At 31.9% G+C, this 21828-nt stretch carries 20 protein-coding genes; 6 read left to right on the forward strand and 14 right to left on the reverse strand.

The window, feature by feature from the left end:
- Positions 1 to 7: 7 nt before the first annotated feature.
- The 6 genes from KHA98_RS07290 to KHA98_RS07315 all read right to left on the reverse strand — a co-directional run bounded on the left by KHA98_RS07290 (position 8) and on the right by KHA98_RS07315 (position 4620).
- Positions 8 to 1108, reverse strand: coding sequence for an AI-2E family transporter (locus KHA98_RS07290; RefSeq protein WP_213256811.1), 1101 nt, complete (start codon positions 1106 to 1108; stop codon positions 8 to 10).
- Positions 1109 to 1219: 111 nt separating this feature from the next.
- Positions 1220 to 1750, reverse strand: coding sequence for a mechanosensitive ion channel domain-containing protein (locus KHA98_RS07295; RefSeq protein WP_213256813.1), 531 nt, complete (start codon positions 1748 to 1750; stop codon positions 1220 to 1222).
- 10 nt (positions 1751 to 1760) lie between these two features.
- A complete protein-coding gene (locus tag KHA98_RS07300) occupies positions 1761 to 2345 on the reverse strand; it encodes a Maf-like protein (RefSeq protein ID WP_213256815.1) in 585 nt (194 codons plus the stop codon).
- Positions 2338 to 3264, reverse strand: a complete 927-nt coding sequence (locus tag KHA98_RS07305; protein WP_213256816.1) for a geranylgeranylglycerol-phosphate geranylgeranyltransferase — start codon at positions 3262 to 3264, stop codon at positions 2338 to 2340. The genes KHA98_RS07300 and KHA98_RS07305 overlap by 8 nt, the downstream gene beginning before the upstream one ends.
- Before the next feature lie 83 nt (positions 3265 to 3347).
- Positions 3348 to 3875 (reverse strand): KdsC family phosphatase, encoded by a 528-nt coding sequence (locus tag KHA98_RS07310; protein ID WP_213256818.1) that lies wholly within the window; start codon positions 3873 to 3875, stop codon positions 3348 to 3350.
- A complete protein-coding gene (locus tag KHA98_RS07315) occupies positions 3859 to 4620 on the reverse strand; it encodes a Rossmann-like and DUF2520 domain-containing protein (protein ID WP_213256820.1) in 762 nt (253 codons plus the stop codon). Before KHA98_RS07315 ends, KHA98_RS07310 begins: the two co-directional genes overlap by 17 nt.
- A 153-nt stretch (positions 4621 to 4773) precedes the next feature.
- On the opposite strand from KHA98_RS07315, the gene KHA98_RS22885 reads away from it, so the two are divergent.
- From KHA98_RS22885 to KHA98_RS07330, 3 genes are read left to right on the forward strand one after another with little or no spacing between them, the layout of a single operon-like run.
- Positions 4774 to 5673: a hypothetical protein gene (locus tag KHA98_RS22885; protein ID WP_246522217.1), complete on the forward strand. Its 900-nt coding sequence runs from the start codon at positions 4774 to 4776 to the stop codon at positions 5671 to 5673.
- Between the two features lie 2 nt (positions 5674 to 5675).
- Positions 5676 to 6659, forward strand: a complete 984-nt coding sequence (locus KHA98_RS07325) for a hypothetical protein (protein WP_213256822.1) — start codon at positions 5676 to 5678, stop codon at positions 6657 to 6659.
- A 6-nt stretch (positions 6660 to 6665) separates the two neighbouring features.
- Positions 6666 to 7403 carry a hypothetical protein gene (locus KHA98_RS07330; protein ID WP_213256824.1) on the forward strand — a complete coding sequence of 246 codons (738 nt, stop codon included), beginning with the start codon at positions 6666 to 6668 and terminating at the stop codon, positions 7401 to 7403.
- 52 nt (positions 7404 to 7455) lie between these two features.
- On the opposite strand, the gene KHA98_RS07335 is transcribed toward KHA98_RS07330, so the two are convergent.
- On the reverse strand, positions 7456 to 9141 hold the full coding sequence (locus KHA98_RS07335) for a glycoside hydrolase family 28 protein (protein WP_213256826.1): 1686 nt from the start codon (positions 9139 to 9141) through the stop codon (positions 7456 to 7458).
- A 314-nt stretch (positions 9142 to 9455) separates the two neighbouring features.
- Here KHA98_RS07335 and ccsA point away from each other — a divergent pair, with 314 nt between their 5' ends.
- Positions 9456 to 12677, forward strand: a complete 3222-nt coding sequence (ccsA, locus tag KHA98_RS07340; protein ID WP_213256828.1) for a cytochrome c biogenesis protein CcsA — start codon at positions 9456 to 9458, stop codon at positions 12675 to 12677.
- Between the two features lie 88 nt (positions 12678 to 12765).
- On the opposite strand, the gene KHA98_RS07345 is transcribed toward ccsA, so the two are convergent.
- The 4 genes from KHA98_RS07345 to KHA98_RS07360 form a co-directional block, all read right to left on the reverse strand.
- Positions 12766 to 13503 carry a DUF3667 domain-containing protein gene (locus KHA98_RS07345; RefSeq protein ID WP_213256831.1) on the reverse strand — a complete coding sequence of 246 codons (738 nt, stop codon included), beginning with the start codon at positions 13501 to 13503 and terminating at the stop codon, positions 12766 to 12768.
- 22 nt (positions 13504 to 13525) lie between these two features.
- Entirely contained in the window at positions 13526 to 13915 is a 390-nt protein-coding gene (locus KHA98_RS07350) for a DoxX family protein (RefSeq protein ID WP_213256832.1), read from the reverse strand.
- A 93-nt stretch (positions 13916 to 14008) separates the two neighbouring features.
- Positions 14009 to 14797 carry an anti-sigma factor gene (locus KHA98_RS07355; protein WP_213256833.1) on the reverse strand — a complete coding sequence of 263 codons (789 nt, stop codon included), beginning with the start codon at positions 14795 to 14797 and terminating at the stop codon, positions 14009 to 14011.
- Positions 14797 to 15327, reverse strand: coding sequence for an RNA polymerase sigma factor (locus KHA98_RS07360; RefSeq protein WP_213256834.1), 531 nt, complete (start codon positions 15325 to 15327; stop codon positions 14797 to 14799). Before KHA98_RS07360 ends, KHA98_RS07355 begins: the two co-directional genes overlap by 1 nt.
- A gap of 874 nt (positions 15328 to 16201) precedes the next feature.
- On the opposite strand from KHA98_RS07360, the gene KHA98_RS07365 reads away from it, so the two are divergent.
- Positions 16202 to 16786, forward strand: coding sequence for a glutathione peroxidase (locus KHA98_RS07365; protein ID WP_213256835.1), 585 nt, complete (start codon positions 16202 to 16204; stop codon positions 16784 to 16786).
- Positions 16787 to 17126: 340 nt separating this feature from the next.
- On the opposite strand, the gene KHA98_RS07370 is transcribed toward KHA98_RS07365, so the two are convergent.
- Positions 17127 to 19292, reverse strand: a complete 2166-nt coding sequence (locus KHA98_RS07370; RefSeq protein ID WP_213256836.1) for an endonuclease MutS2 — start codon at positions 19290 to 19292, stop codon at positions 17127 to 17129.
- Positions 19293 to 19403: 111 nt separating this feature from the next.
- Between KHA98_RS07370 and KHA98_RS07375 the strand changes: the two genes are divergently transcribed.
- On the forward strand, positions 19404 to 20075 hold the full coding sequence (locus KHA98_RS07375) for a uracil-DNA glycosylase (protein ID WP_213256837.1): 672 nt from the start codon (positions 19404 to 19406) through the stop codon (positions 20073 to 20075).
- Positions 20076 to 20136: 61 nt separating this feature from the next.
- Here KHA98_RS07375 and KHA98_RS07380 read toward each other — a convergent pair whose 3' ends face one another.
- Both KHA98_RS07380 and KHA98_RS07385 read right to left on the reverse strand, forming a co-directional pair.
- Positions 20137 to 20523 carry a DUF4258 domain-containing protein gene (locus KHA98_RS07380; protein WP_213256838.1) on the reverse strand — a complete coding sequence of 129 codons (387 nt, stop codon included), beginning with the start codon at positions 20521 to 20523 and terminating at the stop codon, positions 20137 to 20139.
- A gap of 36 nt (positions 20524 to 20559) precedes the next feature.
- Positions 20560 to 21759 carry an alanine dehydrogenase gene (locus KHA98_RS07385; protein WP_213256839.1) on the reverse strand — a complete coding sequence of 400 codons (1200 nt, stop codon included), beginning with the start codon at positions 21757 to 21759 and terminating at the stop codon, positions 20560 to 20562.
- Positions 21760 to 21828: the final 69 nt, after the last annotated feature.

Consider the following 21828-nt stretch of genomic DNA (forward strand, 5'->3'; position numbering starts at 1 on the left):
GATTATTTTAATTCTCAGCTTTAGCTTTTCGAATTCTCCAGATGAATTTTTTGGGCATATGATTTCCCATAACATAGCCCCAGGCTTCGAGAGATTCAATTCTGTCGAAAATAATTTTTACAATTGCTAAAAGCGGAATTGCCAAAAACATACCTGAAATTCCTGCTGCCGCGCCACCAACGATAATTCCAATAATAGAAACAAATGCATTGATTTCTACTTTTGAATTGATAATTAGAGGAACGAGTAGGTTATTATCAATTAACTGCACTATAACATTTACAATCAGAATTCCTAAAATAATAGACGTTTCTGCAGACCCGGTTAAGGAAGCTAAAACCGTTATAATTCCGGCAATTAATATTCCGATATAAGGGATAAGATTTAAAATTCCGGTGATAAGTCCTAATAGAATAAAGTATTTTACTCCAATAATCCAAAGTCCTAAACTCGTTAAAACCGAAACTACAATCATTTCGAGAATAAGACTTACGATGTAATTGTTTATTGAAACTTTTATTTGAGATAAAATATCTTTTAAAGTGGCATGATTTTCTTTACTAATCAATTTTGCTAAAAAAAGAATAAAATGATCTTTATAAAGCAAAAACAAAAAGGTGTAAATAGGAATGATAGTGCAATCTAATAGAAGATCGCTAATGGATATTATGGCAGAACCTAAAGTAGCATTTCCGTTTTTGACGGAATCTTTGGTAACCGTATCAAGATATTTTTTCTGCTCGCCAATACTCACGTGAAAACGCTCCCTGATAAATTTATGGATTTCGATCAGGAATGAATTTGCATTCTTTTTAATGGTTTCAAAATCATTGGCCATATTGGTTACCTGATAAGAAATAAAAACTAAGATTCCGATAATAAATAAAAGGAAAAGCAAAATACAGATTGCAGCAGCGAGATGTCGCGGAAATTTGAGTTTTGTATGGAAAAAAGTAAAGAGAGGTACTAATAAAACGGAAAATAAAAAGGCCATAAGGACTGGCGTAATAATATCTTTTGCGATACAAAAAATATAGGCAAATGAAATTAAACTTATTAGAATGCAAGCAAGCTTCGCATAAAACGGCAATTTTATAGTTTGAATCATTTTGGTGAGGTTTTATAGAAAATATCAAATTGGTATAACAAATATTATAATTTAATTCAATTATAACGTTGCAGCTTTTTCTATAGACCTTACAAAATTTCCATACAGGATTTAATCAAAGAACTCTTTGTCTTCGTATCGTACAGGCATAATCGAAATGCCTTTTTGAAGTAATAAATTGTTGGGATAGATAATTTTTTCCCCCTCTTTTGTTTTCAGATTCACATGAAAAGCACTAATATCTTCAATTTCGGCTTCAATAGGGAAATCTTTATCGTGAATTTTAATAGTATCGCCAATTCTAAACGGAAATGAAAAAAACAGAATCATTCCTGATGTTACATTGCTTAAAATAGACCATTGTGCAAACATTGCGACGCCAATTACAGTGGCAATTGAAGATACAGTAATGAAAATATCTTTAGTCTCAACTCCCCAAATTACAATCAGGCTAATAGCTACCAGGATATTCATTAATATGTGAATGTACTTGATAACCAGATTTGTTCTGTGTTCTAATAGCTGACTGCTGCTGGCATAACGCCTAACTAATTTGGCAATTATAATTCGTAGCGCAACTAAAGCTAAAAGAAGAACTATGGTCGTAATTATTTCCTGACTATACTCTTTAAAAGAAAACATAAGATAATTTTTATACTAATGTACTCAAATATTCGTAAACTTTAGCAGTCGGAAGTCCCATAACATTGGTATAAGAGCCTTCAACTTTTGCAACGGCCATAAAACCAAACCATTCCTGAATACCGTAAGCTCCTGCTTTATCATAAGGTTTGTAATTTTCGATATAATATAAAATGGCTTCATCTGAAAGCTCATTAAAAGTCACTTTTGTAATATCGTGCAATAGCTTAGAAGTACTGTTTGTTTTAAAACAAACAGAAGTAATAACGTCATGTGTCGTGTTTGACATTGATTTGATCATTTCAAATGCTTCTTCGGCAGTTTTTGGCTTTCCAAGCGCTTTATTCTGATGCCAGACAATGGTGTCGCTCGTCACAAGTATTTCGTTTTCTTTCAGCTCTCCTTCAAAAGCGCTGGCTTTTAATTCGGCTAAAAAATCGGTTATTTCAACCGCTTTTAGTTCAGGAGGATAAATCTCTTCAATATCTTTTAGTCTGATTTCAAAATCAAGATCTAAATCTTTAAAAAATTGCTGTCTTCTTGGAGATCCTGAAGCCAGAATTATAGTGTATTTTTTAAGTTTTTCTTTAAGCATTGTACTTAATATTAAGTGTAATTACCAAAATAGATAATATTCCGAAAAGTAAAATTAGTTTTAAAACTTTACTTAAATGATGAAATTCTTTTGGAGATTTTGCCGTAAATACTTTTACAATAAAATATAATAATGGAGCCAAAACAAAAGCAAACGAATATAAGGTTGCTGCATAAAGTTTGTTTTCCATAAAATAGGCATTGATGTAAAGCAGGGATAATATAAAAGGAATAATAGCAAAACCTGAAGCTATTTTTGCTGCTCTGCTAATTCCAATTGCAATTGGTAAAGTATTCATTCCCTGATTGTAATCGCCATTTACATCTTCTATGTCCTTAACTATTTCTCTAATAAAATTAATCATAAAGGCAAATAAAGCATAATCAATTAAAATAGAAAAAAAGCTTGCCATTTGCGCCTGATTTTCCTGAACTGTTGCAGGAAATAAATCAAAAATCCCAATTATAATTACGCTAAAAGCCAATAATAATGCAATAATAAAATTACCCAAAATCATGATTTGCTTTAAGCTTGTAGAATAAAAATAAAGCAAAGAAGCGATTAAAATAAAAATAGAGGCAAAGCTTGGTTTTAGAATAACATTAGATAAATAAAAACCAATTGCAACACCTGTAATATTTAGTCCAAAATAAATATTGTAAGCTCGGGTTTCAGAGATTCCTTTACCAATAAGAACCTTATTTGGTTTGTTAATAGAATCTGTTGCTACATCAAAAATATCGTTTACTACATAACCGGCCGCGGCTAATAAAACAGTGCTTAAAACTAATAATCCGTATTGCCAGTCTGCCAGAGCCAAAGGTATATTTTGCTGTTTTAAAAAGGCATAACGAAACAATAGTTGCATAAAAGCAAGCATAAGTAGGTTTTGATAGCGAACGAGTTTTAGATATTTCATTTTTTTTTAGGTTCTAAGGTTTTAGGTTCAAAGGGGCAAAGGTTTTTGAATTAACAATTTACCATTAACAATTCACAATTAAATTAGTCGTGTTGTCCGTTAAAGTATTCCATCCATTTTCCTTGTACTTTCATTACCTGTTCGATTACATCACGTGCAGCGCCTCGTCCGCCTTTTACGTGCGAGATATAACGACAGATATTTTTGATTTCCGGACTTGCATCTTGTGGGCTGGTTGGTAATCCTACTAATTTCATTACATGAAAATCTGGGATATCGTCTCCCATATATAACACTTGCTCCGGTTTTATATTGTAAGTTTCAGTATATTCTTTAAACGTTTTTACTTTGTCGGGAGTTCCTAAATGAATGTCTTTGATTCCAAGGTTTTGTAATCGGATACGAACGCCTTCATTGCTTCCTCCAGAAATAATACAGACATGATAACCACTTTCTATAGCTGCTTTCATTGCATAACCATCACGAATATTCATCGTACGAAGCATTTCTCCTTCATTGGTTACAAAAACAGAACTATCGGTAAGTACGCCATCAACATCAAAAACAAATGTTGTGATGTCATTCATTATTTCTTTATAACTTTTTGCCATTATTTTGTATAGATTGTGTTAGAATTTTATAAATATTTTTTTGATTTTCATTAGTTAAATAATCCAGATGCGCGTCGATTGTATTTGAATCATTGCGCTTTGCCGGACCAGTTTGTGCGTCAACAGGATCTAAGGTTTTGATTTTTTCTGCAGTTTCCTGAATTAGAGGTTTTAGGACTTCAAAAGGAACCTGATGCTCGCTACAAATCTCCTGTCCAATCTGATATAAATGATTAGTGAAATTATTCACAAAAACAGCCGCTACATGTAGTGCTTTTCGTTGTTCTGAACTAATTGAAAAAACGGCATTTGAAATGCATCTTGCCACTTTCTCCAAAAGATCAAAATCGACAGGATTTTCTGCTTCTAAACACATTGGAATCACCGAAAAATCAATCGCTTTATTTTTAGAAAATGTCTGAAGCGGATAAAAAACGCTTCGTCTGTTTTTTGAATCTAAAGTATCCAATGAAGCAGTTCCCGAGGTATGAGCAACAAGACAATTTTGAAAAGGAATCTGACTGGAAACTTCTGAAATAGCATTGTCAGAAACCGCAATAATAAATAAGTCTGATTCTTTTAAAGCGTTATAATCACTGACAATTTTATCTGAATCAATAAGAGGAAGTAAAGCTTCTTTTTTTCTGGAAAATACCTGGACAATTTCAACAGCTTCACTTTTCGTGAAAGCCTTGATCAAATGTTGTGCGACATTTCCGGAACCAATTAGCGTTATTCGAATCATACGACAAAATTAGTGTTATTTTTTTTAAATGAAAATAGCCTTTTATTTCTGTCGTCTTACTTTTCTTATTTAAGCTGGTATTCTTTATCACAAATCAAAATTTGATTATATATTTGGAGCATAATAAACTTAAAATAAACTAACCAATAGATTATGAAAGGAAAAATAGTTCAACTACTTTTTTTATGTGTTTTTACATACAATATTAATGCACAAACAGCAAGCTCTTTATTAGTGAATGACAGTAGAGCAGTTAATGATTTACCTGATTTTTCATCAACTAGCATTCGAGCAGATTTTAAACAAAGAGGAGCAATTGGTGTTCCGGGTGATGGATTTTTCTCGGCAAATATCACTATTTCACCATGGAGTAGTGCAGATAATACTGGAGGGAAAAATCATCAACTAAATTTTAATGATGGAGGTATTTTTTATAGAAATGCATTTCCTAAAGATACAAAATGGGGTGGATGGAGAAAATTACTAATGATAGAAGAAAATGGTAGTACTGAAACTGGAAATCTAATCTTAAAAAATTATGAAAACTATAATGGAAAAGGTAATATAATAACTTTTACTTCTTATGGGAGTGAATTGTATGGTCCCCAAATAAGAAGTTATTTAACTTATGCTGATGGTATAAATTCTCGAACAGGATTAGTTTTAAGTTCCTATTCTAAAGGTTTTATGGATGAAGTTTTTCTTATTGACGGACTAGTTGGTGTTGGTACAAAAAATCCGAAAAACAAATTAGATGTAAACGGAACAATACGCTCAAAAGAAGTAAAAGTAGAATTACAGGGCTGGTCAGATTTTGTATTTAAAAAAGAGTATAATTTACCAACACTTGAGGAAGTTGAAAAACATATTGCCGAAAAAGGACATTTAGAGAATATTCCAAGTGAAGAAGAAGTTTTAAAAAATGGAATTGATTTGGGAGAAATGAATGCTAAACTTTTGCAGAAAATAGAAGAATTGACTCTATACATGATTGAAATGAAAAAAGAAAATGTTGAGATGAAAGAAAGATTAACTATACTTGAAAAGAAATAAAAATGAAAAAAATAGCTATAATTACATTATTAATTACAAATATTGGTTTTTCCCAACAAATTGCAGATGGATTTACTCCGATTATAAATGACTTTACGCTTCCTTTAAAATCAGGAGTTTATAGTGGTCAAAATGCAATTGGAATATCTCCGAATTCTTTTTATTGGCAGCACTTATTTGTAATTAGACATACTGATCCAAATAATAACTATCAATTTCAAATGTCCTCATCATTTGAAATTAATGATCGATTATTTTTTAGAAAAATTGGTACCGCAGGAGAGGCTTCTAATCCAAGTTGGATTGAAATTGCAACGAGAGGATCTAATAGTTTTGTCGGGAATCAATTTTTTAATGGTAATGTTGGTATTGGTAATACAAATCCTTTAGCGAAGTTAGATATTAGTGGAAGTCTGATTTTAAGAAATTATGAAAATTATAATGGAAAAGGAAGTACAATTACTTTCACATCTTATGGAGATGATTTGCATGGACCACAAATAAAGAGTCATTTAACTTATGCAGAGGGTGCAAATTCCAGATTGGGATTACTATTAAGTTCATATTCAAAAGGGAATATGAATGAACTTTTTCTTATAGATGGAAATGTAGGGATCGGCACATTAATTCCAAGAAACAAATTAGATGTAAACGGTACAATACGATCAAAAGAAGTAAAAGTAGAATTACAGAACTGGTCTGATTTTGTATTTAAAAAAGAGTATAATTTACCAACACTTGAGGAAGTTGAAAAACATATTGCTGAAAGAGGTCATTTAGAGAATATTCCAAGTGAAGAAGAAGTTTTAAAAAACGGTATTTATCTAGGAGAAATGAATGCTAAACTTTTGCAGAAAATTGAAGAATTGACTCTATACATGATTGAAATGAAAAAAGAGAGTATAGAGATGAAAAAGGAGAATGTACAGATAAAAAAAGAAAATATCGAGATAAAAAATAGATTAAAAAATATTGAAAACAAATAATTCAGTATGAAAAATATAATTACATCAACTATCTTTTTATTCATTAATTCAGTTGTTTTCGCACAACAGATTGGGAATGGATATGCTCCAATAATTACTGATCTTAATGTTTCTCTAACATCCGGAGTGTATAGTGGTTTAAATCTTACCGGTGGCGCGACCCCTGATTCTTATGGTTGGCAGCATGTCCTTGCAATTAGGCAAGGAAATCCTGCTAACGATTGTCAATTGCAAATTACATCTTCATTTTTAGGGAATGATAGATTATTTTTTAGAAAATTTGGTGTAGTTAATCAATCAGTTAATACTCCTTGGTTTGAGTTAGCAACAAGAGGAACAAATACTTTCACAGGTAATCAAACTGTAAATGGAAAAGTCGGTATAGGAACAATCGATCCAAAAAACGCGTTAGATGTCAACGGAACAGTACGATCAAAAGAAGTAAAAGTAGAGTTACAGAACTGGTCTGATTTTGTATTTAAAAAAGAGTATAATTTACCAACACTTGAGCAAGTTGAAAAACATATTGCCGAAAAAGGACATTTAGAGAATATTCCAAGTGAAGAAGAAGTTTTAAAAAATGGGATTAGTTTAGGAGAAATGAACGCTAAGCTTTTGCAGAAAATTGAAGAATTGACTCTTTATGTAATTGATCAAAACAAAAGTATTCAAGGTTTGATAGAGGAAAATAAAAGTCAGAATAAAGAAATAAAGAATCTTAAAGAAAAAATAGCTAGTAAATAAAATAAGAAACCCGTTACTATAATATTTAAGTGACGGGTTTCTTTTTATAAATTTAGAATTTCACAGCACCTTTTGAAACCGTTTCTCCAATAGTTGTCTTTTTAGAAAAATCGATGTTTGGACTGGAAATAAATTGAATATTCTGACTTAATTCTCCGTTAATAGAAATTGCTTTTTCTGAAGTTGATTTGAAATCTATATTATTAAAAATCATGTTTCTACTATTGTAAATCTCGAAAACGGTTGGTTTCTCGATATCTACTTTTGCATTGATTATTTTAATTCCATTAGCATCTATAATAGAAAAACCATTTTGTGCTTTTGCAGTTAAGTTGGAAATTTCAATGTTTTCAAGATTCATTTCCGGTAAACCTTGTAAAAATACTGCCTGATAAGCTCCGGCTATTGTTACGTTTTTAATCGAAATGTTTTTGAATTGCGGTGTTTCCTCATTAACAGGCATGATTTTGTTTTTAACTTGTGTTCCGCCTTCAGCCAATGTTTCAGCAATAGATTTTCCTCCATAATATAAATCAAAAGAAATAGCCTGAGATGGGATATCAGTCATGAAAATGTCCGAAATAAAGATGTTTTCTACAATACCGCCACGTCCGCGTGTGCTTTTAAAACGTAGTCCAACATCAGTTCCCATAAAAGTACAATTAGAAACATGAAGGTTTTTTACGCCTCCCGACATTTCACTTCCTACTGTTACACCACCGTGTCCGTGATATACAATATTGTTTCTTACTATAATATTTTCGCAGGCAACACCACGATCTCGACCATCTTTATCTTTTCCGGATTTAATGCAAATTGCATCGTCGCCAACATCAAAACTTGAATTTTCTATTAAAACATTTTTGCAGGATTCTACATCAAGACCGTCTCCATTTTGTGAATACCACGGATTACGAACGGTAACATTTCTAACAATTAGATCTTCAATCATTAGCGGATGAATATTCCAAGCTGGTGAATTCTGAAATACCGGCCCGTCAAAAAGAACTCTTTTACTATTTTGAATGCTCACCATTACCGGACGAAGAAAATCATGTATTTCTTCAAATTGTTCTTTGGTTTTAAGATCCAGACGAATGTTCTGATCTGCGTTTTTATTTCCTTTTTGATATTGTTCAGATGGGTACCAGGTTGTTTTTGCTTCATTGAGTACACCTCCCGAAGCAATTACTTTTTTCCATTGACTTTCTGTAACTTTTTCTTTTTTCAGCATACGCCAGACTTCTCCGGAACCATCCCAAACGCCGTTTCCTGTAAAAGCGACATTCTCCAGATTTTTACCATAAATAGGAGAGATGCATCGCCATGTATTTAGGCCTTCAAAGCTGGTTTCGATTATTGGATATAAACTTTTATCGGTTGAGAATTTAATCAAGGCACCAGTTTCAGCATGCAATTCAATATTACTTTTTAGAATAATCGGACCCGTTAGCCAGATTCCCGGAGGAATAATTACTTTTCCGCCTCCTTTTTTTGAAACAGCCTCTATTGCATCGGCGAAAGCCTTAGTGTTTAGGATATAACCTCCGTTTATAGCTCCAAAATCTTTAATGTTTACACTGTTTTTTGGAATTACAGGTTCCTGAACTTTAGACATTTTAAATTCAAGATCAGGATAAGAAGAGGTTGATTTTGCTTTTTGAGCATTTGCATTAAAGGACAAAAACGATACTAATACAGTAAAGGCAATAAGAAGGTTGGTTGGTTTGATTTTCATTCTTAATTGTGTTATAAAAGAGATAGTTAATAGATGAAATTCTTATTTTGAAACTGTATTAAATTGCAAAATAGAAATTTCCTGCCGATAAAAATACAAAAACAAAATGTAATCGATTACATTTTTGTAGAAAAAGATGCGCTTTTTGTAGAAATTTTTCAAAACCCCTTTAAAGTAGTAAAAAGCCTATTTTTGAACTGCATTTTATTGAAAAAGCGGTTCTTTTTTTGGTTTTAATTAACAAATGACAAATATTGGAACTCAACATTTTTAAGTACTTTTGTGGCACTTTTATACAATGTAATTCCTCAAAAATGGATAAAAAAATATTCTCTTTTTTGTTTTCTACACGATTAATGGCCGTTCTTTTTTTAACATTTGCAATCGCAATGGGTGTTGGAACTTTTATCGAAAGTAAATACAACACAGATACAGCCCGAATTTTAATATACAATACTTGGTGGTTTGAGGCTATAATGGCCGTTTTTATGATTAACTTCTTTGGTAATATCAAACGTTATCAATTGCTTAAAAAGGAAAAATGGGCAACTTTACTGCTTCACATTGCCTTTGTTTTTATCATTTTGGGAGCTTTTATAACACGTTATATCAGTTATGAAGGAATGATGCCAATTCGCGAAGGCGCTGCAGAAAATCAAATTTTTTCTGATAAAACATTTATTACCGTTTTTGCTGATGGTGAATATAAAGGTGAAATGAAACGCAGAGTTTTTGATAAAAGTCTTTTGTTATCGCCAGTGACCAACAACGATTTTACGCTTTCTGGTAAGTTTGACGAAACTCCTTTTGAAGTGAGTTATGTAAACTACATCATGGGAGCAAAAGAAATGATTAAGCCAGATCCAAAAGGAACACTTTATTTAAAGTTGGTTGAAGCAGGAGCGGGCGGACGTGAAGAGCATTTCCTGAAAGAAGGTGAAGTTCAAAATATACATAATGTATTGTTTGCTTTAAACAAACAGACTGATGGTGCAATAAACATTAATACTACAGGGGAAAAATATACTATTCAGACTCCTTTTGAAGGAGAGTTTATGCGAATGGCAGATAAATTAAAAGGTACTGTAACTAAAGATAATGTGCAGCCTTTAATGATGCGTTCTCTTTATAGTATTGGAGATATTAGAATTGTATTTCCAGATCCGGCAATTAAAGGAGTTGTAGATTATGAATCTAGTAATGACTTTAAAGCAAAATCTCATTCAGACGCTTTGATTGTAAAAGTGAAAGCTGACGGACAAGAAAAAGAAGTTCGTCTTCTAGGTTCTAAAGGATCTGTAGGTGAGCCTCAGACAGTAAAAATTGGTAAAATTGAATACAGTATTTTCTTCGGAAGTAAAGCTTATATTTTACCGTTTAAAATTAAATTGAATGATTTTATTGCGGATAAATATCCTGGAACAGAAAAAAGTTATTCATCATATAAGAGTAAAGTAACAGTTCAGGATTCTACAGAAACTTTTGATGCTGATATTTTTATGAATCATGTATTAGATCACAAAGGATATCGTTTCTTTCAATCGTCATTTGATCCGGATGAAAAAGGAACTGTACTTTCTGTAAACCACGATTTTTGGGGAACCAATATTACTTATTTCGGATATTATCTGCTATACATCGGTTTAATGGCTATTATGTTTACAAAGTATTCTCGTTTTGGTGATTTGAAAAAGAAATTAGACGCTATTCAGAAGAAAAAAGAAAAACTAATTACGATTTTGGTTTTAATGTTGAGCATCAATACTTTTGCTCAGGCTCCACATGTACATACTCCGGGACATACACATGAGCATAATCACTCAGCAGATCCAAACGATCATGCTAATCATGTTACCGCAGCGCCAAGTCAGAAACAAATAGATTCTTTATTGACTATTTATAAAGCACCGGAATCTCACGCCGCAAAATTTGGTCGCTTGATTATTCAGGATGCCGGTGGAAGGATGAAGCCGATTAACACGTTTTCATCTGAATTACTTAGAAAAGTAAGCCACGACGATAAATATAACGGAATGAATTCTGATCAGGTTTTCTTATCAATGACGCAATACGCTCAGGTTTGGATTCAGGTTCCGATTATCTATTTGAGAACAGGAAATGATAGTATTAGAAAAATTATTGGTGTAGATAAAGATGCAGCAAATGCACCTTTTGTTAAATTTTTTGATGAAAACGGTAATTATAAACTTTCGCCTTATTTAGATGCAGCGTACAAAGCAGCAAATCCAAATCAGTTTGAGAAAGATTTTATCGAAACAGATAAAAAAGTTAATTTAATGGAATCTGCTTTAAGCGGAAGTATTTTAAGAGTTTTCCCGGTTCCAAACGATCCAAACAATAAATGGGTTTCTTATCTGGAACGTGATCACAAAGGTTTTAAAGGAATGGATTCTACTTATGTGAATCAAATCCTTCCATTATATTTTAGCGCCCTTAACAATGCCTCAATTTCCAAAAACTGGGATACTGCAGATCAATTGGTTGAAAGTATTAATGGTTTTCAGAAGAAATTTGGCGCTAAAGTTCGCCCAAGCGAACAAAAGATTGATGCGGAAATTGCTTATAACAAATATGATGTTTTCAAAGTTTTACCTTATTGGTATATAACAGCATCCATTTTGATGTTGCTTTTTACCATTTTAAATATCTTCTTTGAAAAAAAATGGCTTCGTATTACCGTGAATGGTTTTCATATTGTTGTAGGCTTATTATTTGTTCTTCATACATTAGGTTTAGTGGCGCGTTGGTATATATCTGGTCACGCACCTTGGAGTAATGCTTACGAATCTATAGTTTATGTAGCCTGGTCAACAATGTTCTTTGGACTAGCATTTGACAGAAAATCTAAATTAACTGTTGCTTCATCTGCTTTTGTTACGGCAATGATTTTGATGGCAGCATATATGAACTGGATTGACCCGGAAATTGCAAACTTGCAACCAGTTCTTAACTCTTACTGGTTAATGATTCACGTTGCTGTAATTGTAGCAAGTTATGGTCCAACCGCTTTAGGAATGATTTTAGGTTTTGTTGCTTTAGTTTTGATTTTCTTTACAAATGAAAAAAATAAAGCGAAAATGGAGTTACACATCAAAGAAGTAAGTTATATCAACGAAATGGCAATAACAATTGGTCTTATTATGTTAACAATTGGTAACTTCCTTGGAGGACAATGGGCAAATGAAAGCTGGGGTCGTTACTGGGGATGGGATCCAAAAGAAACCTGGGCTTTAATCTCAATTATGGTTTATGCATTTGTTATTCACGCTCGTTTTGTGCCCGCTTTAAGAGGAAAATGGTTCTTTAACTTAATGACAATGTTTGCTTTTATTTCGATTTTGTTTACCTATTACGGAGTAAATTTCCATTTAGTTGGTTTACACTCGTACGCAAGTGGAGAAGCGCATTCTTTAAATTGGATTTATTATTCGTTGGCAGCTATTGCAATAATTGGAGCTGTAACGTATCCTAAATACCATAAATATTACAAGACTAAAAAAGTAAAAAAGAAATAATTATTTCAGGTAATTATTAATTCATAAAAAAGGGTTCAGCTTAATAGTTGAACCCTTTTCTGTTTTATTTAGGTTTTAAATTTGAGTTTTAATTTACAGGCAATTTTCCTGCTACTGCAAGAATAAATATAGTGACTATAAAAATGCAAATTAGAAAAATAATATGACTTAAGATGCTTAAGAAAAATGCTCTGGTTTTTGACATTTTATTAAAAAACTGAATGTTGGTCCAGAATATTAATATGATACCAATGAAATAAGTTAGAGCACTAAATTTTTGAATATTTGGTGTCCCGTTTAAATAGAATAATATTGGGAATGTCAAAATTTGAACAAAAAGTCTTTGAGAAGCTTTAAACGTATTCAGAACAAAAAATTCAACAAAATTATAGCCTTGATTTCTAAAAACAATATAAGTTCCAACAGTGTAAAGAGGAATGGTTGCAATAGTAACCCATGAAAAGTGTGTAGAAACCCACTCATTGAATTCGTTTAGCTCAATATTTGTACCTGTCGAACTTGGAAATAAGTTAATATGAAAGAAATGACACAAAACTCCATACAGTGTCCCCAAAACAACAACCAAAGATAGAGGTTTAAAATGCTTCACTCTTTTTCCATCTATAAACTCACGAACGGAATGTCCTGGTCTTGTAAATAATTGTTTTAAAGAGTAAAGGATACCTTTATCAAAATGTAGTAAACCATGTTGAATATCATGCAATAAAAAATGAACATTAATTTTATGTGTGTCGGCGGGCTGCCCGCAATTGTTACAATAATGTCCCTTAAAAACCTGATGGCAATTTTTGCAAATTATTTCCATTTAAATGCAGTTGTTTATATAATTAATTCTTGGATTGTATGTTTTTAAAACCGTTTGGAAACATGATTGCCAATAAAACGACAATTAATAAGAAGTTGTATTCTGCGCCATTTCTGCCACCGCCTACAACAAACCAGCCTTCCTTAAAATGAACCAGAATTATTCCCATTAAAAGAACAAAAATGGTTACAAAACCGGCAAATTTAATGTATTTATTCATTAATAAAAGAATCGCTGCGATAACGTGAGATAATTTAATTGACCAGGCCAGAAATACACCAAAAGGGGCAAAGCCAATTTGATTCAGGAATAAATTTCCAAAATCATTAACACCATTATTAAACATTCCGAAGATAGAATGGGTAAGTAAGATAATTGCAACTGCAACTCTTAGAAGTAAATTTCCGTTCATGATGTGGTATTTGGTAGTTTGATAAAATAAAAATAATAAAAAAGCGCATATTAAAACTAATATGCGCTTCCTCTTTTTATGAAAGATTCAATTTTAAACTTTTCCTAAAGTGTAAAGCTGAGTCATAGTTGGAGTTAAACTTCCACCAGCTGGTTCCAGCGTAATTCCAAAAGCTTCTGCTTCGTTTGTACGATCTACAGCAAATATTTTTTGAGAATTTCCTTCAAAATCGCTCAATAAACCAATACTTGTTGGCGTAAGTACCGGACTAAGTTTTAATGCCCAAACCTGATAAACCATTCCTTTTGGAGGTTTCGGTAAACCAGCAGCATCAATATAAGTCGTTTTGGTATCTTTATTCCAGTATACTTTTGCAAAAGAAGTTGGAGAAACCGCTTGTCCGCCAAGAGTTACACCCGTATTTTTGATATCTCTTACAATAGTTAAGTTTTTCTCTATTTCTTTATTTTGCTGTCCTAAATAAGCATAATCTCTTTCGATTTTACTTTTTTCAGATCCTACAGTAGCAATAGCTTCTTTTGTTTTTGTCAGTTCGAGAGTTTGATATCCTAAACCAAGTAATAGAAGTACGGCAGCTGCCCAGCCCACATATTGACTCCAGCTTGAAGCTGGTTTCATATCGACTACTTTTCCATGTTTAAGCTCTAATCTTGCTTTAATTTTTTCAAAATTAGCTACTGAATGGAAAGGAGAGAAGCTCGATGATAAAGCTACAATCGCTTTTTCGATTGAAATAATTTCCTGTTCTACTTCCGGACTTTTCTTAGCCGCTTCGGCTATTTCTAAATTTTCTGTTTCGGTTAATAAGCCGTAAACGTAAAGTTCCAGAATTCCTGATTCTATATATTCTTGTGCTTCCATTAGATTTTTAAATAATTACGTAAATCGTTAATACAGTTTCTGTTTTGAGTTTTGATAGTTCCCAGTGGCATTGCCAATTCTTCTGAAGCTTCTTGTTGGGTATATCCTTTAAAAAATAACAAATCAAGAATTTCAATACATTTTGGTTTTAGTTTTTTTACAAACTCCTGAATACCTATTGTATCAATTTTGTTGACCAGTTTATTACTGTCATCTAACAGATTTACGAAATTATCGGATGGAAGGTTTTTTTGATTGTTATTAAAATTTTTTGAGCGCAATGTATCGATCGAAGTATTTCTGGCAATATTAAGGATCCAGGTATAAAAACGGCCTTTACTTTCATTGTATGAATCGATGTTTTTCCAGATTTTCACAAAAACTTCCTGTAAAACATCTTCGGCTTCTTCTCGATTTTTGATTAATACGTTAATAACCGAAAACAAACTTTTCGAGTACATATCGTACAAATGGGTAAAAGCTCTTTCGTCTTTTTTGTAAATTAAAACTAACAATTCTTCTTGACTCATAGATTGGGATTTTAAGTTTAAACAAAAATTTATTAATCAATATTGCATTACTGTTATAAAGATAAATTATTTTTTCGTGAAATTATATTTTTTTTAACAGTCTTAAACCTAGGAAAATAAGGGATTGAAAAAAAATATCACTTTTTTTTCATTTTTTTAAAACCAAAAGCAATCCAATTACGTAAATGCTATTATAAACCAAAAATTAATAGTTTGCTTAGAATAGCAGAATATGAAATTGGTTTGTAAAATACTGATAGATTATAATTTAGAAGAAATACAAAAAAGAAAACCAAAAATAATAAGCAGCAGATAAAATCTTACTAATTGCAATTTAATGTTATGATAAAAGTAAATAGCTTAAAAATTTTAATAGTTGGTTTGACAAGTGTTTTATCACTTTCGACTTTTAGTAAAACGGATTTTAAAAAAGAAATATCGGGTCAAATTGTTTTAAACCTGAAGTAGTAATTTAATAGTTGGTGTCCCTGGACTTCCAAACGAATTTTTATGAATAAACAGCAGTTTCCAAACAACGAATAAATTTTCCTTTATAAACGCCATTGAAATGAATAATTGGGAATTCAAATTAAGTTTTACATATAAAATTCACCACAACTGGGTGGCATCAACTACTTAAAAAATAATTGTCAGCGAATTCAAAGAAATTGAAATCGTTTCAAAATATGAGATTCTTACTTAGCAAAGTAAAAGATATTGAAAATTAATTCATGGTTTGATTTGTTTGTATGGGGGGAAGCCTAACGTCTGATTAACGTTAGGCTTCATTTTTTAACGAAAGTTTATGGGAAAATAGAAGTCGGAATCACTTTGGCAAAAAGATTTTTAGCTAATTTTATAAAAAATTAAAACAATGAAAAAAATAGTATATCTAGCTTGTGGAGCATTTTTATTAATGACAGCACAATTTCAGGCTCAAACAAGTAAAACCAAGTCTAAAACAGATAAAGTCATGGCAAAAGAAAACATTTACCAATTTAAGGTGGAAGATTTATCAGGAAACACTTTTGATTTTGCTTCTTTAAAAGGAAAAAAAGTAATGATTGTAAATACTGCGTCAAAATGCGGATTAACGCCTCAATATAAAGATCTTGAAGCCGTTTACAAAGAATATAAAGATAAAGGTTTTGTGATAGTTGGTTTTCCTGCAAATAATTTTGCAGAACAAGAACCTGGAAGTAATAAAGAAATTCAAACTTTCTGTCAGCAAAATTATGGTGTAACTTTTCCAATGATGGATAAAGTTTCTGTAAAAGGAGATGATATGTGTGAAGTTTATAAATTCCTGACTCAAAAATCTAAAAATGGTTTACAGGATTCTGAAGTTGAATGGAATTTTCAAAAATACTTAATCAATGAAAAAGGAGAATTGGTTAAAGTAATTAAACCAAAAACTTTGGTGACAGAACCAGAAGTTATTAATTGGATAAAAAGTTAATGATACTTTTCTAAAAAATAAAAATCCACAAATTTGAAATTTCAAGTTTGTGGATTTTTTTATTCAATTAAAAAAAAAGGTAAATTCTAAAATTATAGCCTCTTTCTAAAAAATGTATCATTTGTAATATCTATTAAAAAGTAAGAAGTAATAAGTTTTATGAATAAAAAACGGCTTCCATATAATTTATTAAATGCATTTTCTAAAACTAATCATGTTACGGAGTGTCTTTTAGAAAATAACTTCTTAAATCTTCTTATTTTAGCTTTGCTAGTATTTTGCATCGTTTTTGGCTGTTTTTAAGTTTGAAATATTAAAAACATAAACGATTAGTAAAATTTTACTTTTTCAACGCTTCAACCAATTCCAATTCATCTAAACTAACTTTAGAAGTGAAGATTCCGTAATTTACTGTTGCTTTATTTTTTTCTATTGAATCGATACTTCCAACCGATCTTCCATCTAACATTCTAACTCTGTCGCCAACTTTTAAAATTGGTTTAGGTTTCTCAATAACCGGTTTAAGCTTTTTCTCTTTTTTCTCTTTTCGAATTTCTTCAACGTGTACAGTAACTTCGGCAATAACTTCTTTTTTCTTTTCTATAATTGCTTTAGTTTCTTTTGGAGTAGCTTTTTTACGTTTTGAATTTTCAATTTCAACGATTTTCAAAAACTCTCCTATAAGTTCTTTTTTATTTTTGTTGTTGAAGTATTTCTCAGAGATGTCTTCTATTTTTTGTCCAATGTAAATGGTTTTCTGGTTACTGTCATATAACTCCTGATAGCTTTCCAGTTTTTGCTTGATTTTTACATTGATATTTTCCATCTTTTTGCTTTCTTCACGTGCCCTTGTTTCTTCTTCTTTTAAGTTTAAAGAAGTTTTTTCAAGCTTAGATCTCTCTTTTTGAAGTGTTGCGATAGTTTTATCAAAACGTACTTTTCCAACTTCGATTTTCTTTTTCGCACGATTAATTAATCCAAACGGAATGCCATTTTTTTGTGCCACTTCAAATGTAAATGAACTTCCTGCCTGACCCAAAGCCAGTTTGTACATCGGTTCTAATGATTGTTCATCAAACATCATATTTGCATTGGTTGCATAAGGCAATTCGTTTGCAAGGATTTTTAAGTTTGAATAATGCGTTGTGATAATTCCAAAAGCTTCACGGTGATAAAATTCTTCCAGGAAAATTTCGGCTAAAGCTCCACCAAGTTCAGGATCAGAACCTGTACCAAATTCATCAATTAAAAACATGGTTTTCTTATTGCATTTCTTCAAGAAGTAATTCATGTTTTTTAATCGGTAACTATAAGTACTTAGGTGATTTTCAATAGATTGATTATCTCCAATATCCGTTAAGATTCGATCAAATAAGAAAGTTTCGCTGCGTTCATGAACTGGAATCAACATTCCGGACTGAAGCATTAATTGAAGTAAACCAACTGTTTTAAGCGAGATTGTCTTTCCACCCGCATTTGGTCCCGAGATTACAATAATTCGGTTATCTTGTTTTAATTCAATAGTTTGCGGATGCGTAACTTCGTTCTTTTGCTTATTGTTTAAATACAAAATAGGATGATAGGCTTCTCTAAAAAACAATCTTCTTTCTTCTGTAATTGTTGGTAATATTCCGTTGATTCGGTTGGCATATTTTGCTTTTCCTGCAACAACATCAATATCACTTAAAAAGTCTTGATATTCAACTAATAAAGGTAAATAGGGACGAATAGAATTTGATAAGTTTTTAAGGATTCTTGTGATTTCCTCTTTTTCTTCATACTCAAGATTAGCTAATTCGCGAGAATATTTTAAAGTAGCTTCCGGTTCAATATAAGCGATGCTTCCGGTTTTGGAACTTCCCAGAATTGAACCTTTAACTTTACGTCGGTACATTGCTAAAACAGCCAGAACTCGGCGGTTTTGTACAAAACTTTCCTTAATATCGTCCAGATATCCTAATCCGTTATATTGCGTTAAAGCAACTCCAAAACTTTGGTTTACTTTTCCGCGAACTAAGTTCATATTCTGACGAATACTCAACAGTGCAGGAGAGGCGTTGTCTTTAATTTCTCCGTATTTATCAACGATTGCATCAATATATGTAATGATGTCTTTAGTTAATTCTACACGAGAAGCTCTTGCATTTAGATTCGGATAATAGTCATCAAACTTTCTAAGAAAATTCAATAAGAAATTTGTCGTTGAAGAAAGATTGGCAATTTTTCTAAAACTGCCCACTTCAAGAAAACTGTCTTCTATTGCCAGAAACTTAATTTCATGTGTTATAGCCTCAAATCCGTGATTCGGGATGGCGTTGTTGTTTTCAAAAGAAGAGACATATTCCGATGTTTGCATTAAAGCCTGCATCAAAGTTTCTTTGTCTCTAAATGGTGTTATTTGTAAAGCTTTTTCTTTTCCAATGTCTGTATTACAGCCAGCCGAAATTGTTTCGAGCACCGTTGGAAATTGTAAATCTTGTAATGTTTTTTCTGTAATAGATATCATTATATATCGTAAGTTGTAAAGATTTCAAAGTTACAAAGTTTTAAAACTAAAATGCATTATTAATTGGCAGTTTGAAAAAAACTTTGCGTTATTTGTAATAAAATTTTTAAAATGAAAATTAATTTATCTCCTGAATGGCAAGCGGTCTTAAAAGACGAAATTCAAAAACCATATTTTTCCACCTTAACGGAGGCTTTGGATGTTGAATATAAAACGCATACTTGTTATCCTCCGGCAGAATTGATTTTCTCTGCTTTTAATAACTGCAGTTTTCAGGATTTAAAAGTTGTAATTATTGGGCAAGATCCTTACCATGGAGAAGGAGAAGCCAATGGTTTAAGCTTTTCTGTAAATGATGATGTTAAAATTCCGCCTTCACTTCGCAATATTTTCAGAGAAATTAATACCGATTTAGATTCGATTTTTATGCCCAGTTCAGGTAATCTTGAAAAATGGGCGCAACAAGGAATTCTGCTTTTAAATGCTACGCTAACGGTTCGCAAAGATAGTCCAAATAGTCATAAACACTTAAAATGGAATCTTTTTACAGATGCAGTAATTCAGGCGATTTCTGATCAAAAAGAAAATGTCGTTTTCCTGTTATGGGGAAGCTTCGCACAGAAAAAAGGATCAAAAATTGATCGTTCAAAACATTATATTTTAGAATCCGGACATCCGTCACCAATGAGTGCTAATCAGGGAAAATGGTTTGGAAATAAGCATTTCAGCCAAACAAATGCTTTTCTAAAATCAAAAGGAATTGATGAAATTGAGTGGTTTTAAAATGTTTAAGCCTAAAATAAATATATAGAAATATAAATTTTAGGCTTAAATAGTATAAGAACTATTCTTTAGTTTCTTTTTTTATAATTTCTTCTAAAACGGCTTTCTTTTCGTAGTTAACTACTTTTAAAACAATTTCCTGATTTTTAGCAGTTTTTCCTTCAATTACATAAAGTTTTCCTTTATTGAACGGAACATTACTTTGATCAAAATCAACATCTCCAAAAGTCAGCGTGCTTTTGATATCTGCAGTATCAATCCATTTTTCGTTTAAAGTCTGAATTGCTTTATCTGAATACTGAAAAGGTTTAGTTCTTAAATCATTTAAAACTCTGGCATTTGGAAAATAGTTACAACGGGTATCTTTTCCACTAAACACAAGGGCTACAAAAAAGCATCCCATAACTAAGCCAATCAAATAATATGCAAAACGGTGTACGAACTTCATGAAATAAAATTTTTGCAAAGGTACATTAAAGTTCCTTTAAAATACAAGTAAATTAATATCGTTGTCTGGTAAATCAAACCAGTCGCCAATGGCTTTATTTGTTAAGATTCCGTGATATAAGTAGATTCCGTTTTTAAGACCTTTGTTGCAACGAATAGCACTCTCTAAACCGCCATCTTCCGCTATTTGGTGAAGATAAGGCGTTAACATATTACTAATTGATAATGAAGCTGTTTTAGAGTAACGCGATGGTATATTAGGTACACAATAGTGTAAAACATTATTTTTTATAAAAGTTGGTTTTTCGTGTGTTGTTACTTCAGAACTCTCGAAACAACCACCTGTATCAATACTTACATCAACAATTACGGCACCTTTTTTCATGTGTTCTACCATAGTTTCGGTGACTACAATTGGGCAGCGTTCTTTACCGCGCATGGCTCCAATAGCAACATCACAACGTCTTAAAGCCTTTAAAAGTGCTTTTTGCTGAATCGTAGAAGTAAATATTCTTTGATTTAAATTGTTTTGTAAACGACGTAATTTTGTAATTGAATTGTCAAAAACTTTTACACTTGCACCAAGTCCAATGGCAGTTTTTGCAGCAAATTCCCCAACCGTTCCAGCTCCGAGAATAACAACTTCAGTAGGAGGGACGCCGGTAATATTTCCAAATAGAAGTCCTTTTCCGAATTCGTCAGTAATCATTAACTCGGCCGCAATAAGAATAGAAGCTGTTCCTGCAATTTCGCTTAAAGATTTTACAGCGGGATATGAGCCATCTTCATCTTTAATATATTCAAAAGCTAATGCTGTTATTTTTTTTTGTGCTAAAGCTTCAAAGTAAGCTTTTTTCTTAGTTTTTAGCTGAATAGCAGAAATGATCGTAGTTTCCGGGTTTATCATTTCAATTTCAGCCAAGGTTGGTGGTTCTACCTTTAATAATAAAGGACACCCAAAAACTCTTTTTGTATCTTTTGTAATTTCTGCTCCGGCGTCAGAATACTCTTTGTCCGTATAACTGGAACTTTCTCCGGCTCCGGATTCAATCATAACACGATGCCCTTCGTATGTAAGAGAATTTACAGCATCGGGAGTTAGACAGATACGACGTTCCTGATAGCTTGTTTCTTTAGGTATTCCTATGAAAAGTTCTCTTTTAAAACGACCAACCTCAAGTTTTTCTTCTTGTGGCAATAATTGTTGTTTTGTAAATGGAGTTAATGTGATTGACATGGGTTATGCAAAAAATTAAAGGTACAAATTACGTAAAAAGTTTTAAAATGAATGCAAAAATTCTGCTAA

It is taken from the genome of Flavobacterium branchiicola (genome assembly GCF_018383905.1).
In the GTDB taxonomy this organism is placed as follows: domain Bacteria; phylum Bacteroidota; class Bacteroidia; order Flavobacteriales; family Flavobacteriaceae; genus Flavobacterium; species Flavobacterium branchiicola.

What these genes read in the sequence shown, in the direction of transcription:
- KHA98_RS07370 (WP_213256836.1), bottom strand. Translation starts at nt 19,292, where the DNA reads ATGATATCTATTACAGAAAAAACATTACAAGATTTACAATTTCCAACG.
- KHA98_RS07335 (WP_213256826.1), bottom strand. Translation starts at nt 9,141, where the DNA reads ATGAAAATCAAACCAACCAACCTTCTTATTGCCTTTACTGTATTAGTA.
- KHA98_RS07330 (WP_213256824.1), top strand. Translation starts at nt 6,666, where the DNA reads ATGAAAAATATAATTACATCAACTATCTTTTTATTCATTAATTCAGTT.
- KHA98_RS07290 (WP_213256811.1), bottom strand. Translation starts at nt 1,108, where the DNA reads ATGATTCAAACTATAAAATTGCCGTTTTATGCGAAGCTTGCTTGCATT.
- KHA98_RS07360 (WP_213256834.1), bottom strand. Translation starts at nt 15,327, where the DNA reads ATGAGTCAAGAAGAATTGTTAGTTTTAATTTACAAAAAAGACGAAAGA.
- KHA98_RS07305 (WP_213256816.1), bottom strand. Translation starts at nt 3,264, where the DNA reads ATGAAATATCTAAAACTCGTTCGCTATCAAAACCTACTTATGCTTGCT.
- KHA98_RS07375 (WP_213256837.1), top strand. Translation starts at nt 19,404, where the DNA reads ATGAAAATTAATTTATCTCCTGAATGGCAAGCGGTCTTAAAAGACGAA.
- KHA98_RS07385 (WP_213256839.1), bottom strand. Translation starts at nt 21,759, where the DNA reads ATGTCAATCACATTAACTCCATTTACAAAACAACAATTATTGCCACAA.
- KHA98_RS07355 (WP_213256833.1), bottom strand. Translation starts at nt 14,797, where the DNA reads ATGGAAGCACAAGAATATATAGAATCAGGAATTCTGGAACTTTACGTT.
- ccsA (WP_213256828.1), top strand. Translation starts at nt 9,456, where the DNA reads ATGGATAAAAAAATATTCTCTTTTTTGTTTTCTACACGATTAATGGCC.
- KHA98_RS07300 (WP_213256815.1), bottom strand. Translation starts at nt 2,345, where the DNA reads ATGCTTAAAGAAAAACTTAAAAAATACACTATAATTCTGGCTTCAGGA.
- KHA98_RS07380 (WP_213256838.1), bottom strand. Translation starts at nt 20,523, where the DNA reads ATGAAGTTCGTACACCGTTTTGCATATTATTTGATTGGCTTAGTTATG.
- KHA98_RS22885 (WP_246522217.1), top strand. Translation starts at nt 4,774, where the DNA reads ATGAAAGGAAAAATAGTTCAACTACTTTTTTTATGTGTTTTTACATAC.
- KHA98_RS07325 (WP_213256822.1), top strand. Translation starts at nt 5,676, where the DNA reads ATGAAAAAAATAGCTATAATTACATTATTAATTACAAATATTGGTTTT.
- KHA98_RS07345 (WP_213256831.1), bottom strand. Translation starts at nt 13,503, where the DNA reads ATGGAAATAATTTGCAAAAATTGCCATCAGGTTTTTAAGGGACATTAT.
- KHA98_RS07350 (WP_213256832.1), bottom strand. Translation starts at nt 13,915, where the DNA reads ATGAACGGAAATTTACTTCTAAGAGTTGCAGTTGCAATTATCTTACTT.
- KHA98_RS07365 (WP_213256835.1), top strand. Translation starts at nt 16,202, where the DNA reads ATGAAAAAAATAGTATATCTAGCTTGTGGAGCATTTTTATTAATGACA.
- KHA98_RS07295 (WP_213256813.1), bottom strand. Translation starts at nt 1,750, where the DNA reads ATGTTTTCTTTTAAAGAGTATAGTCAGGAAATAATTACGACCATAGTT.
- KHA98_RS07310 (WP_213256818.1), bottom strand. Translation starts at nt 3,875, where the DNA reads ATGGCAAAAAGTTATAAAGAAATAATGAATGACATCACAACATTTGTT.
- KHA98_RS07315 (WP_213256820.1), bottom strand. Translation starts at nt 4,620, where the DNA reads ATGATTCGAATAACGCTAATTGGTTCCGGAAATGTCGCACAACATTTG.